This window comes from Rhizobium sp. Leaf384 (genome assembly GCF_001424065.1).
In the GTDB taxonomy this organism is placed as follows: Bacteria; Pseudomonadota; Alphaproteobacteria; order Rhizobiales; family Rhizobiaceae; genus Ferranicluibacter.
Genome location: NZ_LMQE01000005.1, coordinates 955,849 through 981,692, shown reverse-complemented (window position 1 = coordinate 981,692; position 25,844 = coordinate 955,849). Strand labels below are relative to the sequence as shown.

Sequence of the window (25,844 nt, the reverse complement as noted above, 5' to 3'; positions counted from 1 at the left end):
CCGACGCGCGATGCGCGGCTGCAGCGTGGCGGCAGTAGGGATAACGGGGAGACACCAGCCCATGGGGGGCTGCGTGGCAGGATCGGACAGGACGTAACGCTCGGTGCTTTCGCGTATTTTCGTCATCGTCGGCGGTTTGTTCGTGCTCGCGCTCTTTGGCGCGCTGATCGCACCGCTGTTCATCGACTGGACGGATTTCCGCAAGGATTTTGAGCGGGAGGCCAGCCGGATCATCGGACAGCCGGTGGTCGTGCACGGCAGCGTCGATGCCCGGATCATTCCCTTTCCCTCGGTGACCCTCAGCGATGTGCGCATCGGAGAAACCGAGGCCGGCGCCCCTCTCGTCCAGGTCGAGCGATTCTCGATGGACGCGGAGCTTGCGCCCTTTCTCTCCGGCGAGGCCCTGATCTTCGACATGCGGCTGGACAAGCCCAAGGCCAAGATGCGGCTCCTGCCGGACGGCACGCTCGACTGGGCGCGCGGTCGCCGGGCCGCGATCCCCGCAAAGACGGTGGTCCTCGAGAACGTCGAGATCACCGATGGCGAGATCGAGTTCATCGACGAGCAGACGGGCCGCACGCGGGAGGTGACCGCCCTGAATGCCGACCTGTCCGCGCGCACGCTTGCCGGCCCCTGGAAGGTCGAGGGGCGGGCTGCGCTTGATGGCGAGGCGGGAAGCTTCGCCTTCTCGAGCGGCGAGCTTCTGGACGGCGGCGGCCTGCCGCTGCGCGCGCGGCTGACGCCCGACAAGCGACCCTTCGGCGTCGATCTCGATGGCGAGCTGAAGGTCGTCGAATTCCGCCCCGTCTACCAGGGCAAGTTCACGATGACGGAAAACCGTCCTGCCGATGCGGCCAAGCGCGAGGACGACGCGGCGGCGCTCCGGATCAACGGCCAGTTTGAACTGACCAACGACCGGATTCGCGTGCCGGACTATCGCGTCGAGGTCGGCCCGCGGGACGATCCCTATCTCGTCACCGGCGAGGCGACGCTCGATACCGGCAAGACACCCGAATTTCTTCTCCTCGCCGACGGCCAGCAGATCGACGTCAGCCGGATCGGCGGCAAGGCCGGCGCTGCAGGCAAGACGGGGCGCGATCCCGCAATCTCGATCCGCCAGCGGCTCTCCGCGATGATGGAAATCATCGCCAACATCCCCATTCCCCAGGTACCGGGCAGAGCCAATCTAAAGCTTCCCGCCATCGTCATCGGCGACACGACCGTGCGCGACGTGCGGCTGGATCTCCGTCCCGACGGCGCAGGCTGGATGGTCGACAATGCCGTCGCGCAGTTTCCGGGCCGCACCCAGCTCGAAGCCAAGGGGCGGCTCAATCTCTCGGGTCAGCGCGCGTTTCGCGGCGACCTGCTCGTCGCATCCAATCAGCCTTCGGGGCTTGCCTCCTGGCTGGCCGGCTCGGTCGATCCCGCGATCCGGCGCCTGCGCACCGCCGGCTTTTCCGCGACGGTCAATCTGACGGATTCGCTGCAGCAGTTCGAGCGTCTCGAAGTTGCCGTCGGGCCAGCCACCTTGACCGGGCGGGTGGAGCGGCAGGCCCTGAACGGCGTTCCCCCCACGCTTTCTGTGCAGCTCAAGGGCAATCGGATCGATCTCGAAGCGCTGCAGGCGTTGACGGGACTCGTGGCGGGCGATGCGTCCTACGAGACGCTGCTGTCGCACACGATTGCCGCGGATATCTCTGCCGACACGCTCCTGGCCTTCGGCGAGGAGGCGCGCGACGTGCAGCTGGTCGCGACGCTGAAGAACGGACAATTGCAGGCCGAGCGGGCCTCCATCGGCAACATTGCCAGCGCGCAGCTTGCAGCATCCGGACGCATGGGCGGAACGCTGGCGGGGCCGATCGTGTCCGCAAAGATGAAGATCGCGGCGCCGGATATGACCGCCTTCTTCCAGATGGTGGAGCGACATGCCGCCGCCCATCCGATTCTCGCGCGGCTCGCCCGCAGCGGTGGGTACTACAACGACGCAGCGCTGGACGTGACGCTGACGGCCGGAAGTCGCGAAGGCGACGCACCGGTGACCTTCGGAATCGTCGGCACGGCGGGCGGCAGCCGTGTCGCCGCGAACTATCAGGCGCCGACGATTGCACAGGCGCTGGCGGGGCAAGGCATCTTCCTCGAGGCCACGCTCGAAAATCCGTCGAGCCTGGCGCTGCTCGGGCAGGCGGGTTTCGACCCGCTGCCGTTCGACACGGATGCCAACGGCCTCCTGTCGATCAAGCTGCAAAGCACGGAAGGCGACAAGGCTTCGGGAACGCTGAGCTTCACCACCGAGAAGACGGCGCTCAACGCGAGCGGGGAGATCGACCTGTCCCGCGACCGGTTCCTTACGGGCCAGACCAAGCTGACGCTCGAAAGCCAGGACATCGAGCCCTTCCTGCTGGTGCAGGGGATCGCGCTGCCGCAGACGGGGGCCGGACTGCCGGTGAGCCTGAAGAGCGACGTGACCGTGACACCCGAGGCGGTGACGCTGTCCGGTGTCGAGGGCAAGGCGGACAGGAACGCGTTCACCGGCCAGATCGCCTTTGACCGAACGGTGCCCGGCAAGGCGACCGGCCAGCTGGCGGTCGATACGCTCGATCTCGCCTGGGCAGCGGAAGGCCTGCTCGGGCCGGTCCTCGACCCGCTCGAGGGGACGCTCGCGACCTCGCCGGTCGCGCCCGTCGCGTTGAGCGGCTACGATGTTGCGCTCGACCTGACGGCCAAACAGGTGTGGCCCGGCGTCTACGGCGCCATTTCCAACATGATCGGCAAGGCCGTCTGGAAGGGTGACCAGCTCGAGATCACCGATGCGGCCGGCGAGTGGCTCGGCGGCAAGATGTCAGGCCGGATGTTGCTCGGCAACGGCAACGGGTCCGGCTTCCTGCAGGCCCGGCTCGATCTCTCCGGAGGCGATCTTTCCGCCGCGGCGTGGAAGACATCCGGAGCCTCGGTCGCCAACGGGCGTTTCGATCTGGCGCTGGCGCTTGAAGCGTCCGGCAAGACCCCGGCGGCCATGGCGCAATCGGCGAGCGGGTCCGGCGAGGTCAACCTTTCGGACCTGATGGTGCGCGGGCTGAACCTGGGCGCGTTTCCGGCGATCCTCGATGGGGCGGACCGGCTCGAAGGCGAGATCACGCCGGCGGCCGTCGAGCCGCTTGTCCGGCCGGCGATCCTTTCAGGCGATGCAGCCCTCGGCTCGGTCAAGGTCCCGTTCAGCATTGCGGGAGGGACGCTCCGGGCGCAGAACGTGACCGCGAAGGTCGAGGGCGCGACGGTCACGGGCAATGCCGAGGTGTCGCTCCCGGACGAGACGCTGAATGCAACGCTGCGGGTTCTCTTCGACGCAGGCGACCAGACCGTTGCCGGTGCCGAGCCGGAGGTCGACCTGTCCTACCAAGGGGGTCTGGACGCGCCGGGGTTCCAGTTGCAGACCGGCGAGCTTGCCAGCTTCCTGTCGCTGCGCGCCTTCGAGCGCGAGCGGCGGCGGGTGGAGATCCTCCAGGCGAACGTGCTGGAGAAACAACGCCTGCGCCGGGAGGCCACGCTCTACAAGGCACGCGCCGAGCAGCGGGAGGCCGACCGGGTCCGCGCCGCGGAGGAGCAGAGGCGGCGCGCGCTCGCTCTCGAGGAGGCCGCGCGGCAGAAGGCCGAGGCAGATGCCCGTGCCGCTGCGGTCGCCAAGGCGGCGGCGGAGGCCAAGGCGCTCGCCGACCAGCGGGCAGCCCAGGCGGCGCGGCAGGCTGCGGAGAGAAAAGCGGCCGCGGACGCGCGTGCCGCTGCACGTGCCGCCGAAGAGGACCGCCGGTCAGGTCTGATGCCGGTCAACCCAAGCGATGAGGTGGAGCGGGGCGGTGCCTTGCCGGCGCCCGGATCAACACCGGATTCGCTGAACTTCCAGACCTTGCCGGGAATCGGGCCGCGATAGGCGTCAGCGGTGTCGGCCTATGCTGCGCGAGATCCGCAGCGCCGGACTTGAACCGTGCAGCGCCCGACGGTCGGTGCAGCGACTATGCGTCCGGCGTGGTATCGCGCGTCGACTTGATCCAGGCCAGCACATGGACGCGGAGGGCGGAGGAGAGATTGCTGTCGGCCGATCGGGCATCGTCGATCTCGGCCACGAGACGGGCAAGGGGAATGGCGCGGGCGGCGGCGATGAGCTTCAGCTCGTCCCAGAAGACCTCTTCGAGCGAGAAGCTCGTGCGGTGACCGTGGAGGGTGGCCGAGTGCTTCCTCAGCATGTCTGGAGCCGGTCCCGGACAATCGCCGTCCGGCGAAGAGATGCGGGGCGCATCAATCCTCGTCCGGCCGCTCGGATCCGGTCGGCGCTTCCCGCCGGCCCTGTTCGAGCCGACGCTCCGCCTGGTCGTTCAGCGTCCGGGTCAACGTCTTTTCGGCTTTCGTCCGGCCGAAGTCGATGCGGTTCTGATCCGCAACCTTGTCATGCTCGGCGCGGGTCTTCTTCTTGCGAAACTGACGCAGGTTGACGACGTCGCCGGTCATCACCGTTAGTTCTTCTTGCGAAACGCGTCGAGGGAGACGACGGACGCACCGGGTTTGCCATCTTCACCCTTCGGCGCCTCGGCTTCGGTCTCTTCGTCGCGTTCGACCGTCACGCCGGGATAGGCCGTGATCTCCGCCGATTCCGTTTCCGTATCCTCGTCCTCGCCGACGGCCACGTCGAACTCGAGCTCGAAGTTCACGGACGGATCGTAGAACCCGCGAATGGCATTGAAGGGAATGACCAGCTTTTCCGGTGTGTCGGAGAAGGAAAGGCCGATCTCGAACAGCGACTCCGTGACCTTCAGATCCCAGAACTGGTGCTGCACCACGATCGTCATCTGCTCGGCATATTTTGACTTCAGATGCTGGGAGATGCGAACGCCGGGCGCGCCCGTGAGAAACGTGATGAAGAAGTGGTGATCGCCGGGAAGGTGACCTGTCGCTGCAACCTCGCTCAGAACCTTGCGGATGACGCCCCGAAGCGCGTCCTGTGCGAGAATGTCGTAGCGGATATGGTCCTGGCCCATCGGATCCCCGTCTTGCCTAGATGTTTCAGTGCGCAGGGGCATCGGCCGCGAGAACGGCATCGACCCTGCGTCGTCCATCAAACCATTTGCACTATTGATGGACGATTTCAAGGCGCGGCGGGCGGCCTGCGGGAAATCACATGGACGCACCGAGGCCGGGAGCCTTATTCCTTGGAGCGGTCGTCGCATGTCATGGGAAAAGTGGAGGTTTCTGTTGCCAGGTACCTCCGAACCCCGCCTTACGGTGCGAACCGGAAGGGCTTGATTTGAAGTGTCACACCGCGATTAAGCAGCGAGACGAGCTTCCGCATAGTTGTCGTTTGCAACTACTGTTTGAGCCCGATAACGGTGGTACAATGCCGAGCAAAAGTTCGATCTTTACGCCCTTGTCGATCCTATTTCGCCCCCATCAAAAGCCGGCCGCCTGATTGGCGTGGCGCCATTCCGGTCTCCTGTTTCCAGTCAACCTTCAGGCCGGTTTTTGGTGGAGGCGCCGGGTACCGCCCCCGGGTCCAATAGGTTTATTACACCGACAGTTTATTGCCATAGCCGCCTTGCGACGGCACGGAAGATATAGGCGTTCCCGCAGCCGATGGAAAGGGCAAAGCGCATCGAAAAAGGGCATCGCCGCCAAAAAGCGGGATGCCCATTCTCGATGTCGGTTCGCACTGGGTCACGCCGGTTGTTCGATCCGGCGTCTTGCGGGTCAGGCCGCGTCCTGTTCGATCTCGGCGATCTCGATACGATCGTCCGTGGAGATGGCGTCGATCGTCCGGCCGGGTTTCTCCGGCGTGCCGTCGGCATGCTCGATCGTGATGTCGACCGCACCGGGCTCCATCAGGCAGAAAGGTGTGCAGAAGGCGATTTCGGCAGCGTCGCGACCGACGCCGATGCGCACGAGACCGTCGAGATTGGCCTGGCGGGTCGCGTCGAACAGCCACCAGCGGCCGTCGAGATAGGCTTCGAAGACGGCATGAAAATCGGAGGGGCGCAGGCCGTAGGCATAGCAGCTGACGAAGCGGGCGGGGATGCCCAGCGCCCGGCAGAACGCGATGCCGATATGCGAGAAGTCGCGGCAGACGCCGGCGCGCAGCAACAGGCTTTCGTCCGCCGTCGTCTGCCCGTTGGATGAGCCGCGCTGATAGTCGATATTGTTGTAGATCCAGTTGCAGATCGCCGTCACACGCTCATGGCCCTTCGGCAGATTGCCGAATTCGCGGATGGCAAAGGCGCCCAGACGGTCGGAGGAGACGAAGCGCGAAGGCAGCAGGAACGGCATGATGTCGAGCGGGATGTCCGACAGCGGCGTCTCGTTGACCGTCGCGGGGTCCGCGCGGAAGACGTCGAGCGTGACCTCCGCTGCGTAGGTGACCGACAGCGGACCGGGCGCGACGTCGATCTTGAAGTAGCGGTTCCGTTCTTCCGGCACCGTGTAGGTCCAGCGCGCCGTCTTGGGGCTGATCGTCAGGGTTTCCACCAGATCATGATGCCGCTGAAGCTTGGCGACTTCGACGTTGAAGATGAACACGGTGGGTTCGCGAACCTCGTAGGTGAGGGTACAGCCGAGCTTGTAACGGACGGTCATGACAGTGCTTTCGTGGCGGGATGCGCACGGCCTGTGGCCGGACGACAGGATCTGGATGGCAGACGATCTGGGATGTAGCAGATCTTGAATGGCAGGGGGAGGTGAAGGTGCCGGGGAACACGCAAGGTGCCGAAATGGTTCCCTCGCTTTTTCGAAAATGATAAATCGCGCCGATGTCAGCCCTGTGACGACTGTGCCGAGGCGTCATCACGGTCCAAAATCGACGAACGCCCGCGGGGGACAAACCGGCAAGGGGTCTATCGCGCCTGCGCTCCAGGTCTTATCCTAGCCGGACTCGAATTTGGCGGACCCGTCTCTCATGAAGCAATATCTTGATCTCCTGCGCCATGTTCTGGAGACCGGCAACGACCGGAGCGACCGGACCGGAACGGGCACACGCTCGGTCTTCGGCTATCAGATGCGCTACGATCTCGCGGACGGCTTTCCCGTCCTGACGACGAAGAAGCTGCATCTCCGCTCGATCATCCACGAACTATTGTGGTTTCTGCGCGGCGATACGAATGTCGCCTATCTCCGGGAGAACGGCGTCAGCATCTGGGATGAATGGGCCGACGCGGACGGCGAGCTCGGTCCCGTCTACGGCTACCAGTGGCGGTCCTGGCCGGCACCCGACGGGCGCCACATCGACCAGATCGCCCAGCTCGTCGAGGGCTTGAAGAGCAATCCGCATTCCCGGCGTCATATCGTGTCGGCCTGGAATCCGGCCCTTGTGGACGAGATGGCGTTGCCGCCCTGCCACTGCCTGTTCCAGTTCTATGTTTCCGAGGGCAGGCTGTCCTGCCAGCTCTATCAACGGTCCGGTGACATCTTTCTCGGCATTCCCTTCAATATCGCCTCCTATGCGCTGCTGACGCTGATGCTGGCGCAGGTCACCGGTCTGAAGCCGGGAGACTTCGTGCATACGCTCGGAGACGCGCATATCTACAGCAATCACTTCGAGCAGGCGCGCCTTCAGCTGACCCGGACGCCAAAGGCGCTGCCAGAGATGCGGCTCAATCCGGACGTGAAGGATCTGTTCGCGTTTCGCTACGAGGATTTCCAATTGCTGGGCTATGACGCCGATGCAGCGATCCGGGCGCCGATCGCCGTATGAGTGCGGCACGGATCGTCATCGTCGTCGCAGCCGCCCGCAACGGCGTCATCGGCCGGGATGGAGGCATGCCCTGGCGGTTGCCGACGGATCTCAAGCATTTCAAGGCGCTGACACTGGGACGTCCGGTGGTGATGGGTCGAAAGACCTGGCAATCGATCGGCCGACCGTTGCCAGGCCGCCCGAACATCGTCATCACGCGCGACACCGGTTTCGAGGCGGACGGCGCGACACGCGTCGGGTCACTGGAGGAGGGGCTCCATGTCGCCGGGGAAAAGGCGCGTGAGCTCGGGGTCGACGAGATCTGCATCATCGGCGGCGGCCAGATCTACCGGGATGCGATCGCCATGACCGATACGATCGAGATGACCGTGGTCGAGGCGGACCTGGACGGCGATACGGTCTTTCCGGCAATCGACCCCGCCGTTTTCGAGCGGGTTTCGCACGTGGTTCCGATGCAAGCCGATGCGGACAGCCATCCGGTCATCTTCACGACATGGCAGCGGCGCGCACGCTCCGCGGGGCACGAAGGCGGGGCTTCGCTCGAACTTTAGCAATAAACGGAACGAAATCGCCTTGTTAACGCCAAAGTTATGACGCGGCGCGTTGAAAGGCTCAGGGGCGATACCTATAACGGGTTCACTTCCCAGTCGGTTCCGCCGATTGCCGGAGGCGGGAGTTTAACGAAAGAGGTATGAATGCCCTGGAGCAATCAGAACGGCGGCGGCGGCGGTCCTTGGGGCGGCGGCGGCAACGGCGGCGGTGGTAATGGCGGTGGTGGAAACAAGGGCCCGTGGGGCCAGGGTCCCAATCGCCCGCGTGGCGGCGGCGGTGGCCGTGGCAATGGCGGCCCGCCGGATCTCGAAGAGATCTTGCGCCGGGGCCAGGACCAGCTGAAGAACGTCGTTCCCGGCGGTTTCAACGGTGGCGTCGTCGCCATCATCGGTCTTTTGATCGTCGGCTTCATCCTCATCAACTCGATCTATACGGTCCAGCCGGACGAGCGTGGCGTCGAGATGCGCTTCGGCAAGCCGAAGGACGAGATCTCCATGCCGGGCCTGCACTATCATTTCTGGCCGCTCGAAACGGTCGAACTGGTAAAGGTCACCGAGCAGCAGCAGAACATCGGCAGCAAGTCCGTGTCGGCCGATCCGTCCTCGGCGGGTCTGATGCTGTCGGGCGACCAGAACATCGTCAATGTCCAGTTCTCGGTTCTGTTTTCCGTCACCGACCCCAAAGCCTATCTCTTCAATGTCGAGGATCCGGCCAACACCCTGCAGCAGGTCGCCGAAAGCGCCATGCGTGAGGTCGTCGGCCGTCGTCCGGCACAGGACATCTTCCGCGACAACCGTCAGGCGATCGCGCAGGACGTGAAGGCGACCATCCAGGCGACCATGGACACCTATGGCGCCGGCATCTCCGTCAACACGGTCGCGATCGAAGATGCGGCGCCGCCGCGCGAGGTCGCCGATGCGTTCGACGAGGTGCAGCGCGCCGAACAGGACGAGGATCGCTTCGTCGAGGAATCCAACCAGTACGCCAACCAGGTGCTCGGTCGGGCACGCGGTCAGGCCGCACAGAACCGCGAAGAAGCGGCTGCCTACAAGGATCGCGTCGTCAAGGAAGCGCAGGGCGAAGCACAGCGCTTCGTCTCGGTCTACGACGCCTATGCACAGGCTCCGGACGTGACGCGCAAGCGCCTCTATTTGGAAACGATGCAGGAGGTTCTCGGCAAGTCCAAGAAGGTCATTCTGGACGAGAAGAACGGGCAGGGCGTCCTGCCGTATCTGCCGCTTACCGAAATCGGCCGACCGGCCCCGCAGGTCGGAGGAAGCAACTGATGAACAGCCGTCTTCCCTATTTCCTGATCGCCTTCGCGGTGATCCTGATGGTCGTCTATTCCTCCATCTTCGTCGTGACCGAGCGCCAGCAGGCGATCGTCGTCCGCTTCGGCCAGATCCAGGACGTCAAGACCGAGCCGGGCCTCTACTTCAAGCTGCCCTTCGCCTTCATGGATGCCGATCGCGTCCAGTATGTCGAGGATCAGGCTTTGCGGTTCGACCTCGACAACATTCGCGTCCAGGTGTCCGGCGGCAAATTCTACGAGGTCGATGCCTTCGTCGTCTACCGCATCCAGGATCCGCGCCGCTTCCGCGAAACCGTATCCGGTGATCGATCCTCCGCCGAGGCGCGTCTGCGCACGCGTCTCGACTCCTCGCTGCGTCGGGTTTACGGTCTTCGCGGGTTCGAGTCCGCGTTGTCCGAAGAGCGCGCGTCCATGATGCGCGAAGTGCGCGCCGACTTGAAGAGCGATGCCGAGTCTCTCGGCCTCAACATCCAGGACGTGCGCATTCGCCGGACCGATCTGACGCAGGAAGTCTCGCAGCAGACCTTCGACCGCATGAAGGCGGAACGTCTGGCCGAGGCCGAACTGATCCGGGCCCGCGGTAACGAGGAAAGCCAGCGTCGCCGCGCCATCGCGGATCGACAGGTCGTCGAGATCGTCGCCGATGCCCAGCGGGATGCCGAAATCCTGCGCGGTGAAGGCGAAGCCGAGCGGACCCGCGTCTTTGCCGATGCCTTTGCGCGCGATCCGTCCTTCTTCGAGTTCTACCGCTCGATGACGGCTTACGGTGCGGCCATCGCGAGCCCGGATACGACCCTCGTCATCTCTCCGGACTCCGAGTTCTTCCGCTACTTCAACAGCTCGCAGGGCACGCCGCAGCCGCCTGCTGCACCGGCAGCACCGGCCGCACCGGCTGCCGCGCCCGCGGCAAACTGAGCCGGTTCCCGCTGCCGACGCGGCGGAACGAACCGGGTGATAAAAGAAGGGGCCGGCAGCGATGCCGGCCCCTTCTTTCTTGACGACATGCGCTGGGGATGGCAGGGCAAGGCCAGCAGGGCGTCACGTCTCTCGTTCCCGCCCTGATCGAATGGTTTTGCCTGCTGCCCTGCTGCAGCAGACGTTGCGTCCACCGCGCTTGCCGTCCATCAGGTCTTCGGAAGGCCTTGGCCGGACCACGGCGTCTCGAGGGGTATGAATGTCTCGCAAACTGCTGATCCGGCTGGTCGAAGCCGAGTATTCGATCACGCGTCTCAATGTCGGTTCGCCGCTGCCGGATTGGCTTCCCGGCGCGGGCTTCTGGGCCGTTTCCTCGTCGCGCGAAGAAATGACGCTCGTGTGCCGCGCAGCCCGCGTGCCGACCAGCGTCATCTCGTCCAACGGCTGGCGGTGTCTTCGCATCGAAGAACACTTCGCCTTCGACATTCCCGGCATCCTGTCGTCGGTTCTGGACCCGCTCTCGACCGCCGGCGTCGGGCTGTTCGCAAACTCCACCTTCAGCACCGACTACATCTTCATCCTGGGATCGGACCTCGACAAGGCGGTCGCCGCGCTCAGGAACCATGGCCACGAGGTCATGGTCTGAAACGACGCGGTGGAAGCGACGTGGGTGGCCTGCTCAGGCCTTTTTGAGAAACTCCGTCCGCAGCACCAGGCCCTTCACCTTCTCGGCATTGCATTCGACTTCCGCGGCGTCGTCCGTCAGGCGGATGTTCTTCACCAGCGTGCCACGCTTCAGCGTCACCGAGGTGCCCTTCACCTTGAGATCCTTGATAAGCGTGACCGAGTCGCCATCGGCAAGCGCGGTTCCGTTGCTGTCTCTGACGACAATGCTCATGATGTCACCTCTCCGGCGCGCCTGCGCCCACATATCTGTTTCATCGCTTATGAAGCGCGGCCGCCGCCTGCGCAAGAGGCCGCGTTGCGGGATGTGACCCGGGTGTCGCCCCGGTCCCGGCATAACGAAAAGATGACTGGACGCGTTGCCTTCGCGCCTTATCTTCGCTCGCACCAGGGCTGGTCTCAGCAGTGGTATGAACACCGGCGTCTGCGCTTGCCGGGTTCGTCGTTCCTGCCCTTAGGCTTTTCCTTCCGCCATCGGACCGATAAGGTACGCGCGAACCGATTGCCCCATCATCGAAACGAGGACCTCATGGGATCACACCGTTCCAGCTTCACCCGGGCGGCGGCGCTTGCCCTGTCGAGCGCCCTTGTTCTGACGGCTCCTTTCGCGGCGGTGGCGCAGGTCGCCAAGCCGATCGCGCCGCCGGCGGCCGGCACGGCCACGCCGCTTCCTGTTCCGCCCCAGCCGTCGCCCTCGATCGCTCCGCCCGGACGCGCTGTCCAGGGGCCGGACTCGGTGGCCGATCTCGCGGCCGGGCTGCTGGATGCCGTCGTCAACATCTCGACCTCGCAGAACGTGAAGACGGACGACGATGCGCCGATGCCGAAGGTGCCGCAGGGCTCGCCGTTCCAGGATTTCTTCGACGAGTTCTTCAAGGGGCAGAACGGGCAGGGCGCGCCCGGCCGCAAGGTCGAATCGCTCGGCTCCGGTTTCGTCATCGATCCGACCGGCTACATCGTCACCAACAATCACGTCATCGAAGGTGCCGACGATATCGAGGTCAACTTCGCCAACGGCTCGAAGCTGAAGGCCAAGCTGATCGGAACCGACACGAAGACCGATCTGGCCGTGCTCAAGGTGGAGCCCAAGAAGCCGCTGACGGCCGTGCCCCTCGGCGATAGCCGCGCGATGCGGATCGGCGACTGGGTCATGGCGATCGGCAATCCCTTCGGGCTTGGCGGCACGGTGACGGTCGGCATCATCTCGGCGCGGGGCCGCAACATCAATGCCGGCCCCTACGACAATTTCATCCAGACGGATGCGGCCATCAACCGCGGCAATTCCGGCGGACCTCTCTTCAACATGAAGGGCGAGGTCATCGGCATCAACACGGCCATCATCTCGCCGTCCGGCGGCTCGATCGGCATCGGCTTTTCCGTGCCGACGGAGCTCGCCTCCAACGTGATCACGCAGCTCAAGGATTTCGGCGAGACCCGGCGCGGTTGGCTCGGCGTGCGGATCCAGCCCGTGACCGACGATATCGCAGAGAGCCTCGGCATGGACACGCCGCGCGGCGCGCTGGTCGCCGGCATCATCGAGGGCGGCCCGATTTCGAAAGGCGAGATCAAGACAGGCGACGTGATCACCAAGTTCGACGGTCGCGATGTCGCGGAGATGCGCGACCTGCCGCGCGTGGTGGCCGAAAGCCCGGTCGGAAAGGCCGTCGACGTCATCGTGATCCGAGACGGCAAGGAGATGACGGTGCAGGTCACGCTGGGCCGGCTCGAGGATGCGGATGTGGCGAATGCCGAGACGGCGCCGACGTCCGATGATGCGCCGGCAACCTCCGAGGACGCGCCGGACGAGCAGAGCGACGGCGGAAAGGGCGGCCAGGAGGGAACGGACCAGGCGGAACCGCCGGCGGCCGAACTGCCCAAATCCGACGAGGTTCTCGGCATGAAGCTGGCGCTGCTCGAGGCGCCCAATCGCCGCAGCTTCGGGATCGCAGAGGATATCGAGGGCGTCGTCATCACCGATGTGGCCAAGGGCTCGGCTGCGGCCGAACGCCGGATCACCGCCGGCGACGTAATCGTCGAAATCGGTCAGGAAGCCATGAAGACGCCGGAAGATGTCACCGCGCGGATCGAAGAGCTGAGGGCGGACGGACGGCGCAATGCCTTGCTGATGATTTCCAACAAGACGGGCGAACTGCGCTTCGTGACCGTGCGCATCGAATAGGCGCACACCCCGCCCGCGCAAAAAAGACCTTAAAGCGCGTTGCGTGAATCCTTTTTCACGCGACGCGCTTCAGGCCCCGCGCGTCCGGCGATAGAGCACGTGACGCTTCAGGTGCGGATGTGTTTCGGGGATGCGGGGATGGTCGAAGTCGCCATCGATGTCGCGCACAAGACCGATGCGCTCCATCACCGCGATCGAGCGGTGATTGTCGGCCACGGCGAAAGAGACGATCTCGCCGAGACCGCGGACGTCGAAACCGTACGTGATGAGGGCGCTTGCCGCTTCCGTGACATAGCCTTTGGACCAGTTGCGGTGCACCAGGCGCCAGCCGATCTCGACGGTGCCGCTTGGCAGGATCGGACTGAGATTTGCCTTGGCAAGGCCGCAAAAGCCCAGAACCTCGTCGGTCGCCTTCAGGGCAAGCGCGTAAAAGCCGAAGCCCGTGTCGGCAATGTCTCGACGGTTGCGGTCGAAGAGCGCATCCGCCTCGCTCCGGTTCCGGCGCGCCGGGAAAAACGTCATCACGTCAGGATCGCTGTTGATCTCGAAGAAGAGATCCCGATCGCGTTCCTCCCAGTTGCGCAGCCGCAGCCGTTCGGTCTCCGTCAGGATCACGGATGGTCTGCCGGGCTGACGAAGTCGGTCTTGCGATAGCCCTGAATGTAGAGAAGCGCCGTCAGATCGCCGTGATCGATGCGGATCCGGGCCTCGGCGGCAACGGCGGGCTTTGCATGCAGGGCGACGCCCGAGCCGGCAAGCTGGATCATGCCAAGGTCATTCGCACCGTCGCCAACCGCCATGGCGTCCTGCGGGTCGATGCCAAGCCGCCGGGCAATGTCGATCAGCGCGTCGACCTTGGCCTGGCGACCGAGGATGGGTTCTTCCACAGTGCCGTCGAGAATTCCGTTCGCAACCACCAGGCGATTGGCGCGGTTTTCATCGAAGCCGAGTCTGTTGCCGATCGGCCCGGTAAAGACGGTGAACCCGCCCGAGACGAGCGCGGTGTAGGCGCCTTTCGCCTTCATGGTCGCGATCAGTTCCATGCCGCCCGGCGTCAGCGTGATGTGCTTTGCGATCACGTCATCGACCACGCTGAGTGGCAGGCCCTTCAACAGGCGCACGCGCTCGATCAAGGCGGGTTCGAAGGCGATATCGCCGTTCATGGCCCGCGCCGTGATCAGGGCGACCTGATCCTTGAGGCCCACTTCGGCGGCCAGTTCGTCGATGCATTCCTGCCCGATCATGGTCGAGTCCATATCGGCGATCAGAAGGCGCTTGCGCCGTGTCTCCGCATCCTGGACGACGACGTCGATCGGCGCGCCGGCCATGGCGTCGCGCAGCCGCTGCTCGGCAGCGTCAGGGTTCGTTCCGTCCCGCAGCGCGATATCGCAGGCCACGCCGTCGGCAAGCCAGTAGAGGCCGGATGCCTGGACGGCCGCCGCGGCCGTTTCGCCGAGAGCCGCGCTCAGCGCCGGATTTGACGGATTGGCGACAAGCGTGGCAACGAGAGCCATGATGAAAAACCTTGAAAGAGGACAGGACACGATCCTGATAACGGGGCCGACCGCCAGCGGCAAGTCTGCGCTCGCCCTGCGGCTGGCGCAGGCCCAAGGCGGCGTGGTCGTGAACGCCGACAGCATGCAGGTGTACGACACCCTCCGGATGCTGACCGCGCGGCCCGCGGATGCCGAGATGGAGGGCGTGCCGCATCGGCTCTACGGGCATGTGCCGGCCGGCCACAGCTATTCCACGGGCGAATGGCTTCGAGACGTGACGGCACTGCTCGGACATCTGCGCGCGGAGGGACGCGTTCCCGTGATCGTCGGCGGCACGGGGCTCTATTTCAAGGCGCTCACGGGCGGACTGTCCGCGATGCCCACCGTGCCGGACGAGATCCGTTCGGAGCTCCGCGCGCGTTTGCTCGCGGAAGGAGCGGAGGCGCTTCACGCGAATCTCGCGGCCGTCGACCCCGAGACGGCGGCCGTGCTCAGGCCCGCAGACGGGCAGAGGATCGTCCGGGCTCTCGAAATCCTCCAGGCGAGCGGCCGGTCTATCCGCGCCTTTCAAAATGCGCCCGGCGCGATCGTTGTCGATCCGGACCGATCGCTGAAAATGGTCGTCATGCCGGACCGGGACGAGCTTCGTCGCCGCATCGACCGGCGGTTCGAGACGATGCTCGAGCAGGGGGCCGTCGAGGAGGTCGAAGCGCTTCTGGCGCTCCGTCTCGCGCCCGATCTTCCGGCCATGAAGGCGATCGGCGTGCCGCAGATCGCCGCGATGCTGCAGGGGACCATGAGTCGGCACCAGGTGATCGAGACGGCGTCTGCCGCCACACGGCAATATGCCAAGCGGCAGATGACATGGTTTCGCAACCAGCTGACGGACGATTGGGCGCGCGTCACACCCTGAGGACATGCGCCGCGAAGCGGATGCTCACTTCCGGATCATGCTGCCCAGCGGCTTTCGGAGCAGGCTTTCCCGCAGCGACGGGGCGCGCGTGAAGGCTGCGGCCTCGTCGGTCCCGCTCGCGACCGGAGCCGGGGGCGACGCCAGGGATTGTGACGGAAGCGCCGGCGTGTCCGGCCCGCGCCTGTCCAGCTCGCCGCCAAGGATCTGCCGGCGATAGGCATTGAAGCGGTCGGCCTGCGGATTGGACAGCGGATCGGCCGGTGGCGGTTCGGCGCGCGGCAGCATGTCCGGGCGATAGCTGTCGAGCCTGTCCGCCCGGCTCTGGATGTCCCCCCGGTTCTGGATGTCCGGCCGGCTCGGCATGTCCGGTCGGGCGACGGTGTCCTGGTTTTCCGGCATGCGCCCGGACGGAAGCGGCTCGAAGGGGTCGGCTGGGGAAAATCCCCCGGCCCCTGCTGCCGAAGCTGCGAAGGATCCTGTCTCACCGACGGTGCTTGCACGCATGCGCGCGACGATGGTGCGCAGATCGACATTGGCCGGCGTTTCGTCTTCGCCCTTCACAAGTCCGCCAGCTGCCTTCGGCAGGCGATTGTCCGGGATGCGCGAGAAGCGCATGCGCATGGGCACCGACACGGCTTCCCCGAAGGCGATGGCCTCGCCATTTCCGATCGAGGACAGGAAGCTCATGGTGGAGACGGACGAATCCGGGATGGCGGAGCGAATGATGTCCTGGTCGCGATCGTTCGAGAGCCGCATGGCAAAGACCGTGGAGCACTGCGACAGGATGGTCGGATCGAGCTCTCCCGGACGCTGCGTGATCATGCCGAGAGAGACACCATACTTCCGGCCTTCCTTGGCGATCCGGGCGATGGCCTGGCGCGTCGGCAGAAACCCGAGCGACTGGTCCGACGGGACGTACCGGTGTGCCTCCTCGCAGACCACGAGCATGTGAACGCCGCCATTGCTCCAGAGCCCGATTTCGAAGGCCATCCGGCAGAGGACGGAAGCGACCGAGTTGACGACTTCCGAGGGAATGCCGGCCAGCTGGAACGTCGTGATCGGACGTCCTTCCCCCGGGATGCGGAAGATCTTGGCGATCGTTTCGAGGATGGTGTCGTTGATCGTGTTCGACGAGAACATGAAGGTGTATCGCGGATCGTTGACGGCGGCCATGATGCGCACCTTCAAAGAGCGGAGCGCCGGCTTTTCGCCGCGTCCCTCCAGGCGGCCGATCCGCTCATCGATCAGCGCGATCAGATCAGCGATGCGGTAGGGCACCGGCGTGTCTGCTGTCAGGGAGCTCTTTTCCGTCTGGCGACGCATCAGTCCGCTGTCGCCCTTGAAGCCGCGCTTGGCCTCGGGGATGAGATCGCGCAGGATGTCGAGCTCTTCGGCGATGGCGGAGCGTCCCCGGAAGACGACCTCCGCAAATTCCTCGAGCCGCATCAGCCAGAAGGGCAGGTCCAGCGTGTCGGTGTCGATGACGACGGCGTGGTCGGGGAACGCGGCCGCGAACTCGTTGTGGGGATCGAGAATGAGAACCCGAAGCTTCGGATCGGCTTCGATGGCCTTGCGCAGGAGAAGCGTGACGGCCGTGGACTTGCCGACGCCTGTGGTGCCGACCACGGCGAAGTGCTTCGACAGCATCGACGGAATATGGATCGCGGCGTCCAGGCTGTCGTCCTGCGTCAGCTTGCCGATGGTGTAGCTGCCACCGCGACCGGTGTCGTAGATGCGCGCGAGATCCGCCGTCCGGATCCGGTGGGCGACGGCGCCGAGATAGGGATATTGGCTGATGCCCGCTGAAAAGGCTTCGCGCCCGTCGCTGTCGACCCGCACTTCGCCGACAAGTTCGACATCGATGCGGAAGATGTTGTCCTGCTGCTCCGCCCAGTTGTCGTCGCTGGTGCGCATGGACGAGACGAGGGCGACGACACGATTGGTGCCGACGGTGATGGACACCAGCCGACCGACCGACCAGAGTTCGGTCAGCGACGTCTCGCCGTTCTCGGCCAGAGCGGCAATGGTCGCGCGCGAACCGTTGCAGGCGATGACGCGGCCGAGAAAGCGATTGCCTCGGGCGACCGTATCGCGCCTGTCCGCATCCGCCGTCCGGCCGTCGGCCTGTATTTCGTTGCTTACCACGTCGCACCTCGCTTACAATCGCGAATGTAAGTGGCGGACTTTAAGAAGATGTTTCTGTTTGGCTCTTTTAACCCCGCGAAGCATCACGGCTTTGGCATCGCGGAGGAGAGGGCGTTGCCGGGCAGGATCGCGGCAAAGGTGTAAAAACCGTTGACGACATGCCCGAATGCCGGTATCAGTGCGCCCCATGAACATTCAAGCAATCATTCTTGTGGTGGGATCGCGCATGGGCAGGATGGTGTAACCATCCGGCGATAGCCACCCATGCGCGAACCAAGGCTCCTGACGGGGCCTTTTTTTATGCCTTCGAACACGCAGAGCACAGGATCGAGATATGTCGGGCGGGAATAGCGAAATGGATGCAGCGACCAAGGACAACAGGATGACAGGCGCAGAAATCGTTCTGCGTGCGCTCAAGGACAACGGCGTCGAAGTTATCTTCGGCTATCCCGGCGGTGCCGTCCTCCCGATCTACGACGAGATCCACCAGCAGGAAGACATCAAGCACATCCTCGTGCGCCACGAGCAGGGCGCAGGCCACATGGCCGAGGGCTATGCGCGCTCGACGGGCAAGGTCGGCGTCATGCTCGTCACCTCCGGTCCCGGCGCGACCAATGCCGTCACGCCGCTGCAGGACGCGCTGATGGACTCGATCCCGCTCGTCTGCCTGTCCGGCCAGGTTCCAAGTTCGCTGATCGGCTCGGATGCCTTTCAGGAATGCGACACCGTCGGCATCACGCGGCCCTGCACCAAGCACAATTGGCTCGTCAAGGACGTCAACGAGCTGGCCGCCATCATCCATGAAGCGTTCCGCATCGCAAAGTCCGGCCGCCCGGGTCCTGTCCTTGTCGATATCCCCAAGGACATCCAGTTCGCGACCGGTACCTACACACCGCCATCGGCCGTTCCGATCCAGACGAGCTACCAGCCGAAGGTCGATGGGGATATCCGCCGCATCGAAGAAGCGGTCGCCCTGATGAAGACGGCGCGCCGCCCGGTCATCTATTCCGGCGGCGGCGTCATCAATTCGGGCGACGCAGCGACGCGGCTGCTGCGCGAACTGGTTTCGTTGACGAATTTCCCCATTACGTCCACCCTGATGGGCCTCGGCTGCTACCCCGCCTCCGGCACCAACTGGCTCGGCATGCTCGGCATGCACGGCACGTACGAGGCCAATATGGCCATGCACGATGCCGACGTCATGATCTGCATCGGCGCCCGCTTCGACGACCGCATCACCGGCAGACTCAATGCCTTCTCGCCGAACTCCAAGAAGATCCACATCGACATCGATCCGTCTTCCATCAACAAGATCGTGCGCGTCGACGTTCCGATCGCCGGCGATGTTGGCCGGGTCCTGGAGGAAATGGTTCGTCTGTGGCACGCGGCGTCGGCCGATCTCGACACGGCACGTCTCAACGACTGGTGGGGTGACATCGCCCGGTGGAGGGGCCGCAGGTCCCTGTCCTACAAGCCGAGCGACGATGTCATCATGCCGCAATACGCCATTCAGCGCCTGCACGCGCTCACCAAGGATCGCGACACCTACATCACAACCGAAGTCGGCCAGCACCAGATGTGGGCCGCGCAGTTCTACGGGTTCGAGGCACCGAACCGCTGGATGACCTCGGGTGGCCTCGGCACGATGGGGTATGGCTTCCCGGCAGCGATCGGCGTCCAGGTCGCCCATCCCGATAGCCTGGTCATCGACATCGCCGGCGATGCCTCGATCCAGATGTGCATTCAGGAAATGTCGTGTGCCGTCCAGTATGGTCTGCCGGTCAAGATCTTCATCCTGAACAACCAGTATATGGGCATGGTGCGCCAGTGGCAGCAGCTGCTGCACGGCAATCGTCTGTCGAACTCCTACACGGAAGCGATGCCGGATTTCGTCAAGCTGGCGGAAGCCTATGGCGGTGTCGGCATCCGTTGCGAAAAGCCCGGCGAACTGGACGACGCGATCCGCCGGATGATCGACAGCCCGGCGCCGGTGATCTTCGATTGCCGCGTCGCCAATCTGGCCAATTGCTTCCCGATGATCCCGTCCGGCAAGGCGCATAACGAAATGCTTCTTCCCGACGAGGCCACCGACGAGGCTGTCGCGACCGCCATCGACGCCAAGGGGCGCCAGCTGGTCTGATCGAGCGCAGGGGACGCTGGCGATTGACGGCGTCCCGTTCGAAGGGTGGCTCCCCGGCGAGAGGAAGGCCTGGTTTCGCACCCGGCGCCGAAATGCCTCCGACGACCCGCGACGGCGCACGAACGAGACGGTGCGCGCTAAAAGCCAGCACGAACTGGCAGACATACTCTAGAGGAAACGGACCGAAACCATGAACGCTCATCTTCAGCCGACCGGCTCTGCCTATTTCATCGCCAAGGAGACCGAGATTGCGGAGAAGCACACGCTGTCCGTCCTGGTGGCCAACGAGCCTGGTGTTCTGGCGAGGGTGATCGGGCTGTTTTCCGGGCGCGGCTACAACATCGAAAGCCTCACCGTGTCGGAGACCGAACACGAGGCGCATCTTTCGCGCATCACGATCGTGACGCGCGGGACGCCGCATGTGCTCGAACAGATCAAGTCGCAGCTCGAGCGGCTGGTGCCGGTCCACCGCGTCGTTGATCTGACGGTACGCGCCGGTTCGCTTGGCCACGACAGGCCGATCGAGCGTGAAGTGGCGCTGGTCAAGGTCAAGGGTACCGGGGAAAACAGGGCGGAAACCCTGCGTCTTGCCGATGCCTTCCATGCCAAGGTTGTCGACGCCACGGTCGAGCATTTCATCCTGGAAATCACAGGCAAGTCGTCGAAAATAGACCAGTTCGTCGCCGTCATGAAGCCGCTGGGTCTTCTGGAAGTCTGCCGCACCGGGATCGCCGCCATGAACCGCGGCGCCCAGGGGATGTGAGGCAGCGTCACGCTATGAATGCCTGACGCTCCGACGCTGTAACCGACAGACAAGGCCGCGCATCCCAAGGGGTGGGCGGCCTTTTCGCCTCATGCATGTCGCCCGAAAGTGTGCAGCGATTTCGGGAAACGACATGCATCAAAACAAGAACGTAAAGCGCGTTGCGTGGATCCGTTTTCAAGCAACGCGTTTTAGATCATCTCGAGCGGTCGCTTGCGCGACGGTGGTGGGAAGGCGGCATCGAGCGCCGTCCTGTCTTCGACCGTCAGGCGGATGTCGAGGGCGGCAAGGTTTTCGCGGATCCGGTCCGGGCGGCCGGTCTTCGGGATGGCGATGACGTCCGGCGTTGCCAGAACGAAGGCCAGCGCGATCTGCGCCGGGGTCGCGCCATGGGCTGCGGCCACACGGTTGACCACGGCATTGCCCAGCAGGCGGCCTTCGTCGAGAGGCGAATAGGCCATGACCGGAATGCGCTTCTCGGCGCACCAGGGTAGGAGATCGAAGGCGATGCCGCGGCGCGACAGGTTGTAGAGAACCTGGTTGGTCGCTATCTGGCCCGGTGTGTGTTGCTCGATCTCCTCCATGTCGTCGACATCGAAGTTCGAGACGCCCCAGGCGCGGATCTTTCCGGCTTGCTGCAGGCGCTCGAAGGCCTCCAGCGTCTCCGAGAGCGGTGTCCCGCCCCGCCAGTGGAGGAGGTAAAGGTCGATATGATCGGTCTTCAACCGCTTCAAGCTGTCCTCGCAGGCCCGTAATGTCCGGGCCGTCGACGCGTTTGAGGGCAGGACCTTGCTGACGACGAAGGCCTCGTCGCGGCGGCCTTCGATGGCTTCGCCCACGACCCGCTCGGCCCCGCCATCCGCGTACATCTCGGCGGTATCGATCAGCGTCAGGCCGAGGTCAAGGCCGAGTCGAAGGCTCGAGACTTCGTCCGCTCGTGCGCTGGAAGCCTCGCCCATGTGCCATGTGCCCTGGCCCAGAACGGGAACCGTCGCTCCGTTGGGAAATGTGGTGGTGGTCCGTGTCGTGCGCATGGCGGCTTCTCCTGTGGTGAGGGGAGATATAGGCGTCGCTCGGCCGGTCGGAAGAGGGGTCAGGGAAGGGCGGGACGTGCACCGGCCCGACGGGCGACGAAGCGGGCCAAGGGCGGTCCCATGGCCATGACGATCAGCAGACGTGCGGTCTGGAGCGCCATGACGAAGGAAATGTCGACATTGCTGGAGGCCGCGATGATGGCGATCGAATCCATCCCGCCGGGGCTGGTGGCGAGATAGGCCGTCAACGGATCGATTCCGGCTGTCCTGGTCAGGACGAAGGCGAGACCGCCCGAAATGCCCATCAACACCAGAATGGAGGCGACCGTGGGCAGGAGCACGCGGCGGGCATGGGCGAGAACCGGGCGTGTGAAGCCGAGACCGATGTTCCAGCCGAGCGCGGCATAGCTGATCGCGAGCAGCCATTCCGGGAGATGGATGTGGATGCTGCCGGTCACGCTCAGCAGACCGCCGATCAGGAAGGGCACGAGAAGGACGCCCGCGGGAATGCGAAGATACCAGCCGAGCATGCCGCCGAAGATGGCGACGAAAAGCGTCTGGGCGAAGGACAGCGCGGCGATCGGCGCGAACCAGACGATCGTGGTGGTCGCGCCCTCCAGCCCTGCCCAGTAGCAGGCGACGAGAGCGGCGGCCGCGGCGACGAACACCACCCGCAGATATTGCATGAAGGCCACGAGCCGGACATCGGCGCCATAGGCCTCCGCCATCACCATCATCGTCGTGGCGGCTCCCGCCGAGCATCCCCAGATGGCGGTCGTGCCGGGAAGGACGTTCAGCCGCGTAATCAGATAGCCGCTGAGCGTGCTCATGGTGATGACGCAGACGACGATGCCGAGGAACAGCGGCCAGTTGCCAAGGAAGGTGCCGACGATGTCGGCCGTGATCGAGCCCGCGATCATCGTGCCGATGAGCGTCTGGCACGACAGGACGAACGCACGATGAAGGCGGATCGTGCTGCCGTTCAGGCCGAGGATGCCGCCGGCGACCATCGGTCCCATCAGGAGGGCCGCGGGAATGCCCAGGGCTTCCAGGCTGCCGGCAAGGGCAAGCGACAGGACGAGCAGCAGGAGCCACTGGAGGCCGCGGGATCGCTGGCCGAGGCCGGTTGTTGCGGGGCTTGACGGTGAGATCATGGGGCGGCTCGATTTCTGGCCATTCTCGTTCCGGATCTTCCGTCCGGAACACGCGATGTCGGTGCGGATCCTGCAGCCTCAACAATCACACGATCCGGCACGGACCTGTGCGACGAACGGGATTGCCGGGGCCTTGGATATGACGCGCGCGGCCTGCAGGAGGGCGGACGCCGGCGGATGCTTTCCCCGGGGTTAGTGCTACCGGGCTGCGGAAGTCAAGGTCGCGTCCTGCGCGGCTTGAAATACCGCCCGCATTCACCGGCATCCACGCGCGCTGCCGCTTGCGCATGCCGGGAAAGCGCACCGGCGGGCTTGCACTTCGACGCCGAATCCTGCCACGTCGCTGCATGGAATTCGCCCCCCAGCAGGATGAAGCGCTGAAGGCCGTCAGCCAGTGGCTGAAAGCCGGACGCAAGCCGTTGTTCCGCTTGTTCGGCTATGCCGGTACCGGCAAGACGACGCTTGCCCGCCACTTCGCCGAGCATGTCGATGGCGAAGTCCTGTTTGCAGCCTTCACCGGCAAGGCCGCCCAGGTGCTGCGCTCCAAGGGGGCCTCCAATGCCAAGACGATCCATTCCCTGATCTACCGTCCGCGGGGCGAGGAAGAGGTTTCCGACGAGGAAACCGGCAAGACGTCGGTGTCGCCGATGTTTTCGATCAACCGCCAGAGCCCGGTTGCGAAAGCGGCGCTGATCATCGTCGACGAATGCTCGATGGTCGATGAGGCGCTGGGCAAGGACCTGATGAGCTTCGGCACGCCGATCCTCGTTCTCGGCGATCCCGGTCAGTTGCCGCCCGTGACGGGTGGGGGCTATTTCACGAACGACGCGCCCGATTACCTTCTGACCGACATTCACCGGCAGGCCCGCGACAACCCGATCATCAAGCTTGCCATGCAGGTGCGCGAGGGCAAGGAAATCATGTTCGGCGACTACGGAACGGCAAAGATCATCCCGAAATCCGAGGTGACGCAGGATCTGGTGCTAAAGGCCGATCAGGTCCTGGTCGGAACCAACAAGACACGGCGGCGCTACAATACGCGGCTGCGCGAACTCAAGGGGTTTTCGACAGAGTATCCGCAATCCGGCGACAAGCTCGTGTGCCTGCGCAACGACCCCGCGAAAGGCCTTCTCAACGGATCCCTCTGGCAGGTGATGACCTCCTCGAAGGAAACCGTGAAGCCGGGAATCAATCTGATGATCCGTCCCGAGGACGACGATCTCGATCGGGGCGCGGCCAAGATCAAGCTGCTCAAGACGGCGTTCGAGGATGTCGAGGGTGAAATCCCCTGGACGACGCGCAAGCGCTACGACGAGTTCGACTACGGATATGCATTGACCGTTCACAAGGCGCAGGGGTCGCAGTGGAACGATGTCGTCCTGTTCGACGAGAGCTGGGCGTTTCGCGACACGCGCGAACGCTGGCTTTACACGGCCATTACGCGGGCGGCGGAAACGCTGACGATCGTTCGCTGATCCGGGTGCGCCGATCGGCTGGGCCGGTTATCGACACGTCCGGAAACGCCCACGCGATGCATGCGATGGCTAGGGGTGAACGTTGCGCTTCAACTCGCTGGCGCTGATGATGAACTCACCCTCCGTCTTTCGCTTGCCGAGAAGCTTTTCCTGGCAGATGCGGGCTTCCTTGAGGGCTTCCCGGCTCTTTTCCCGGCGATAGGTGTCCGTGACCAGCATGCACTGCATGAGCGGGCTCGATATGCCCTTGTCGACGGCATAGTGGAAGAGGTCGCCATTCGTCGCCAGCGTCCTTGCAGCGACGCCGAGGCTTTCGAACAGAAGGTCGAAATCGTTCGAGAGATTCTGGTTGTCGATCCAAATCTGCGAGACGATCTCACCCGTCGCGTCGCTCGATACGGTGACCCTCGTCTGCGCATCGGTTTCGGCAGGCGCGATCGAAATGGTGAAGGACAGGGCGCTTTTTGATGGCGGCTGCCCGGCGAGCACGTCGGGCAAGGGACCCGGCGTGATCACCGTATAGTAATCCATCGCTGCACGGATCTGTCGGGCAAGTCGGGCCGCGTGATCGTCGTTGCCAACGGCCTGGATCGCCACGCGTGGAACCTCGATGTCTGCGGCATCCCTCGAGAGCGACAGGCGCGCCTGGACCTGCGGACTGACGCCAAGTGCCGTCGAGCTCAGAGGTGCGAAGAGGAGCAGGGGGAGCAGCGAGATCATCGCGACGGGTGTCGCGAGCGGCGCGGGCAGCCAGCTCGGCCTCACCCGCTTCACGATCGGGCTTCGAGACGGGAGAGGCGCAGCGGCGATCGCCGGTTCCGGTTCCGCCTCGATCGGGAGGGGGTCGCTCGTCAACGCCGTGTCTTCCGGGGAGGCTGCATCCGGGGTGGGCTCGGCGAGCGCCATCGGCGCCACTGCCTCGAGCGGTTCGACCTCGTGGACGACATCAGCCTCAAAGCTTTGAGGCGCGGGCTCGTGCGCAGGGGCACTGGCCGGACGATGCACGTAGACAGGGGCGTAACCGCCCTTGGGGATCTCGATTTGCCAGACGGCCTCGCGCCCCTCGGTTTCATAGAAGGCGGTCAGAAGCTTGCGCAGCTTGCCTGCATGCACGCGGACCAGGGGGTCGCTATCGGCATTGAAGGCGTCCGGACGGCGGAACACGTCAACAGCGATCGTATAGCCCTTCAGCTGCATGGACTGACCGGCCAGATCCTTGTTCACGACATAGGAGAGAAATGCGCGAAGGCGCTCGGAGCGCGCGAAAACGGTGCTGGCCAGGACATCGGCAAGCGCGGAGCGGATTTCGGTATCGGTTGGTCTCTCCAACTGCTTCAAAACACTCTGCCTCCTTCC

At 64.5% G+C, this 25,844-nt stretch carries 22 protein-coding genes and 1 other RNA gene; 11 read left to right on the top strand and 12 right to left on the bottom strand.

The window, feature by feature from the left end:
- Positions 1-103 precede the first annotated feature (103 nt).
- The gene (locus ASG25_RS12935) at positions 104-3,925 is read left to right on the top strand and encodes an AsmA-like C-terminal region-containing protein (protein WP_062474120.1); all 3,822 of its coding nucleotides are present in this window, start codon (positions 104-106) and stop codon (positions 3,923-3,925) included.
- A gap of 82 nt (positions 3,926-4,007) precedes the next feature.
- On the opposite strand, the gene ASG25_RS12930 is transcribed toward ASG25_RS12935, so the two are convergent.
- The 5 genes from ASG25_RS12930 to ASG25_RS12910 form a co-directional block, all read right to left on the bottom strand.
- Positions 4,008-4,238, bottom strand: a complete 231-nt coding sequence (locus tag ASG25_RS12930; RefSeq protein ID WP_062474118.1) for a ribbon-helix-helix domain-containing protein — start codon at positions 4,236-4,238, stop codon at positions 4,008-4,010.
- Positions 4,239-4,290: 52 nt separating this feature from the next.
- Positions 4,291-4,500 (bottom strand): DUF4169 family protein, encoded by a 210-nt coding sequence (locus tag ASG25_RS12925; protein WP_062474116.1) that lies wholly within the window; start codon positions 4,498-4,500, stop codon positions 4,291-4,293.
- A 5-nt stretch (positions 4,501-4,505) separates the two neighbouring features.
- Complete coding sequence (locus ASG25_RS12920; protein WP_062474114.1) at positions 4,506-5,027, bottom strand: SspB family protein; 522 nt, start codon at positions 5,025-5,027, stop codon at positions 4,506-4,508.
- Between the two features lie 200 nt (positions 5,028-5,227).
- Positions 5,228-5,630: a transfer-messenger RNA gene (gene ssrA / locus ASG25_RS12915) on the bottom strand.
- Positions 5,631-5,733: 103 nt separating this feature from the next.
- Positions 5,734-6,612: a transglutaminase family protein gene (locus ASG25_RS12910; protein WP_062474112.1), complete on the bottom strand. Its 879-nt coding sequence runs from the start codon at positions 6,610-6,612 to the stop codon at positions 5,734-5,736.
- A gap of 319 nt (positions 6,613-6,931) precedes the next feature.
- Between ASG25_RS12910 and ASG25_RS12905 the strand changes: the two genes are divergently transcribed.
- The 5 genes from ASG25_RS12905 to ASG25_RS12885 all read left to right on the top strand — a co-directional run bounded on the left by ASG25_RS12905 (position 6,932) and on the right by ASG25_RS12885 (position 11,151).
- On the top strand, positions 6,932-7,726 hold the full coding sequence (locus ASG25_RS12905) for a thymidylate synthase (protein ID WP_062474107.1): 795 nt from the start codon (positions 6,932-6,934) through the stop codon (positions 7,724-7,726).
- Complete coding sequence (locus ASG25_RS12900) at positions 7,723-8,277, top strand: dihydrofolate reductase (RefSeq protein ID WP_062474105.1); 555 nt, start codon at positions 7,723-7,725, stop codon at positions 8,275-8,277. Before ASG25_RS12905 ends, ASG25_RS12900 begins: the two co-directional genes overlap by 4 nt.
- A gap of 144 nt (positions 8,278-8,421) precedes the next feature.
- On the top strand, positions 8,422-9,564 hold the full coding sequence (hflK, locus tag ASG25_RS12895) for an FtsH protease activity modulator HflK (RefSeq protein ID WP_062474103.1): 1,143 nt from the start codon (positions 8,422-8,424) through the stop codon (positions 9,562-9,564).
- On the top strand, positions 9,564-10,505 hold the full coding sequence (locus ASG25_RS12890; RefSeq protein ID WP_156379750.1) for a protease modulator HflC: 942 nt from the start codon (positions 9,564-9,566) through the stop codon (positions 10,503-10,505). Before hflK ends, ASG25_RS12890 begins: the two co-directional genes overlap by 1 nt.
- A 259-nt stretch (positions 10,506-10,764) precedes the next feature.
- Positions 10,765-11,151: an ACT domain-containing protein gene (locus tag ASG25_RS12885; RefSeq protein WP_062474099.1), complete on the top strand. Its 387-nt coding sequence runs from the start codon at positions 10,765-10,767 to the stop codon at positions 11,149-11,151.
- A gap of 33 nt (positions 11,152-11,184) precedes the next feature.
- Here ASG25_RS12885 and ASG25_RS12880 read toward each other — a convergent pair whose 3' ends face one another.
- Positions 11,185-11,403 (bottom strand): alkylphosphonate utilization protein, encoded by a 219-nt coding sequence (locus ASG25_RS12880; RefSeq protein WP_062474597.1) that lies wholly within the window; start codon positions 11,401-11,403, stop codon positions 11,185-11,187.
- Positions 11,404-11,718: 315 nt separating this feature from the next.
- Here ASG25_RS12880 and ASG25_RS12875 point away from each other — a divergent pair, with 315 nt between their 5' ends.
- Positions 11,719-13,368, top strand: coding sequence for a DegQ family serine endoprotease (locus ASG25_RS12875; protein WP_062474097.1), 1,650 nt, complete (start codon positions 11,719-11,721; stop codon positions 13,366-13,368).
- A 69-nt stretch (positions 13,369-13,437) separates the two neighbouring features.
- Here the strand turns inward: ASG25_RS12875 and ASG25_RS12870 are convergent, their stop codons facing one another.
- Both ASG25_RS12870 and serB read right to left on the bottom strand, forming a co-directional pair.
- The gene (locus ASG25_RS12870; RefSeq protein WP_062474095.1) at positions 13,438-13,983 is read right to left on the bottom strand and encodes a GNAT family N-acetyltransferase; all 546 of its coding nucleotides are present in this window, start codon (positions 13,981-13,983) and stop codon (positions 13,438-13,440) included.
- Entirely contained in the window at positions 13,980-14,882 is a 903-nt protein-coding gene (gene serB / locus ASG25_RS12865; protein WP_062474093.1) for a phosphoserine phosphatase SerB, read from the bottom strand. Before serB ends, ASG25_RS12870 begins: the two co-directional genes overlap by 4 nt.
- Between serB and miaA the strand changes: the two genes are divergently transcribed.
- Positions 14,881-15,777, top strand: a complete 897-nt coding sequence (gene miaA / locus ASG25_RS12860) for a tRNA (adenosine(37)-N6)-dimethylallyltransferase MiaA (RefSeq protein WP_062474090.1) — start codon at positions 14,881-14,883, stop codon at positions 15,775-15,777. The genes serB and miaA overlap by 2 nt on opposite strands.
- Positions 15,778-15,801: 24 nt before the next feature.
- Here miaA and ASG25_RS12855 read toward each other — a convergent pair whose 3' ends face one another.
- Positions 15,802-17,922 (bottom strand): ATP-binding protein, encoded by a 2,121-nt coding sequence (locus ASG25_RS12855; protein WP_062474088.1) that lies wholly within the window; start codon positions 17,920-17,922, stop codon positions 15,802-15,804.
- A 355-nt stretch (positions 17,923-18,277) separates the two neighbouring features.
- On the opposite strand from ASG25_RS12855, the gene ASG25_RS12850 reads away from it, so the two are divergent.
- Both ASG25_RS12850 and ilvN read left to right on the top strand, forming a co-directional pair.
- Positions 18,278-20,062: an acetolactate synthase 3 large subunit gene (locus ASG25_RS12850; protein WP_156379768.1), complete on the top strand. Its 1,785-nt coding sequence runs from the start codon at positions 18,278-18,280 to the stop codon at positions 20,060-20,062.
- A 190-nt stretch (positions 20,063-20,252) separates the two neighbouring features.
- Entirely contained in the window at positions 20,253-20,825 is a 573-nt protein-coding gene (gene ilvN / locus ASG25_RS12845) for an acetolactate synthase small subunit (RefSeq protein ID WP_062474084.1), read from the top strand.
- Between the two features lie 191 nt (positions 20,826-21,016).
- Here ilvN and ASG25_RS12840 read toward each other — a convergent pair whose 3' ends face one another.
- Both ASG25_RS12840 and ASG25_RS12835 read right to left on the bottom strand, forming a co-directional pair.
- Positions 21,017-21,859: an aldo/keto reductase gene (locus ASG25_RS12840; RefSeq protein ID WP_062474082.1), complete on the bottom strand. Its 843-nt coding sequence runs from the start codon at positions 21,857-21,859 to the stop codon at positions 21,017-21,019.
- Between the two features lie 59 nt (positions 21,860-21,918).
- Positions 21,919-23,013 (bottom strand): AbrB family transcriptional regulator, encoded by a 1,095-nt coding sequence (locus ASG25_RS12835; RefSeq protein WP_062474080.1) that lies wholly within the window; start codon positions 23,011-23,013, stop codon positions 21,919-21,921.
- Between the two features lie 347 nt (positions 23,014-23,360).
- Here ASG25_RS12835 and ASG25_RS12830 point away from each other — a divergent pair, with 347 nt between their 5' ends.
- A complete protein-coding gene (locus ASG25_RS12830) occupies positions 23,361-24,488 on the top strand; it encodes an ATP-dependent RecD-like DNA helicase (RefSeq protein ID WP_062474078.1) in 1,128 nt (375 codons plus the stop codon).
- 69 nt (positions 24,489-24,557) lie between these two features.
- Here the strand turns inward: ASG25_RS12830 and ASG25_RS12825 are convergent, their stop codons facing one another.
- Positions 24,558-25,826: a hypothetical protein gene (locus ASG25_RS12825; RefSeq protein ID WP_062474076.1), complete on the bottom strand. Its 1,269-nt coding sequence runs from the start codon at positions 25,824-25,826 to the stop codon at positions 24,558-24,560.
- Positions 25,827-25,844 lie beyond the last annotated feature (18 nt).

Bases quoted from the DNA above. Each gene is read 5' to 3' on its own strand.
- ASG25_RS12930 (WP_062474118.1), bottom strand. From the start codon at position 4,238: ATGCTGAGGAAGCACTCGGCCACCCTCCACGGTCACCGCACGAGCTTC.
- ASG25_RS12925 (WP_062474116.1), bottom strand. From the start codon at position 4,500: ATGACCGGCGACGTCGTCAACCTGCGTCAGTTTCGCAAGAAGAAGACC.
- ASG25_RS12920 (WP_062474114.1), bottom strand. From the start codon at position 5,027: ATGGGCCAGGACCATATCCGCTACGACATTCTCGCACAGGACGCGCTT.
- ASG25_RS12910 (WP_062474112.1), bottom strand. From the start codon at position 6,612: ATGACCGTCCGTTACAAGCTCGGCTGTACCCTCACCTACGAGGTTCGC.
- ASG25_RS12905 (WP_062474107.1), top strand. From the start codon at position 6,932: ATGAAGCAATATCTTGATCTCCTGCGCCATGTTCTGGAGACCGGCAAC.
- ASG25_RS12900 (WP_062474105.1), top strand. From the start codon at position 7,723: ATGAGTGCGGCACGGATCGTCATCGTCGTCGCAGCCGCCCGCAACGGC.
- hflK (WP_062474103.1), top strand. From the start codon at position 8,422: ATGCCCTGGAGCAATCAGAACGGCGGCGGCGGCGGTCCTTGGGGCGGC.
- ASG25_RS12890 (WP_156379750.1), top strand. From the start codon at position 9,564: ATGAACAGCCGTCTTCCCTATTTCCTGATCGCCTTCGCGGTGATCCTG.
- ASG25_RS12885 (WP_062474099.1), top strand. From the start codon at position 10,765: ATGTCTCGCAAACTGCTGATCCGGCTGGTCGAAGCCGAGTATTCGATC.
- ASG25_RS12880 (WP_062474597.1), bottom strand. From the start codon at position 11,403: ATGAGCATTGTCGTCAGAGACAGCAACGGAACCGCGCTTGCCGATGGC.
- ASG25_RS12875 (WP_062474097.1), top strand. From the start codon at position 11,719: ATGGGATCACACCGTTCCAGCTTCACCCGGGCGGCGGCGCTTGCCCTG.
- miaA (WP_062474090.1), top strand. From the start codon at position 14,881: ATGATGAAAAACCTTGAAAGAGGACAGGACACGATCCTGATAACGGGG.
- serB (WP_062474093.1), bottom strand. From the start codon at position 14,882: ATGGCTCTCGTTGCCACGCTTGTCGCCAATCCGTCAAATCCGGCGCTG.
- ASG25_RS12850 (WP_156379768.1), top strand. From the start codon at position 18,278: ATGGATGCAGCGACCAAGGACAACAGGATGACAGGCGCAGAAATCGTT.
- ilvN (WP_062474084.1), top strand. From the start codon at position 20,253: ATGAACGCTCATCTTCAGCCGACCGGCTCTGCCTATTTCATCGCCAAG.
- ASG25_RS12840 (WP_062474082.1), bottom strand. From the start codon at position 21,859: ATGCGCACGACACGGACCACCACCACATTTCCCAACGGAGCGACGGTT.
- ASG25_RS12835 (WP_062474080.1), bottom strand. From the start codon at position 23,013: ATGATCTCACCGTCAAGCCCCGCAACAACCGGCCTCGGCCAGCGATCC.
- ASG25_RS12830 (WP_062474078.1), top strand. From the start codon at position 23,361: ATGGAATTCGCCCCCCAGCAGGATGAAGCGCTGAAGGCCGTCAGCCAG.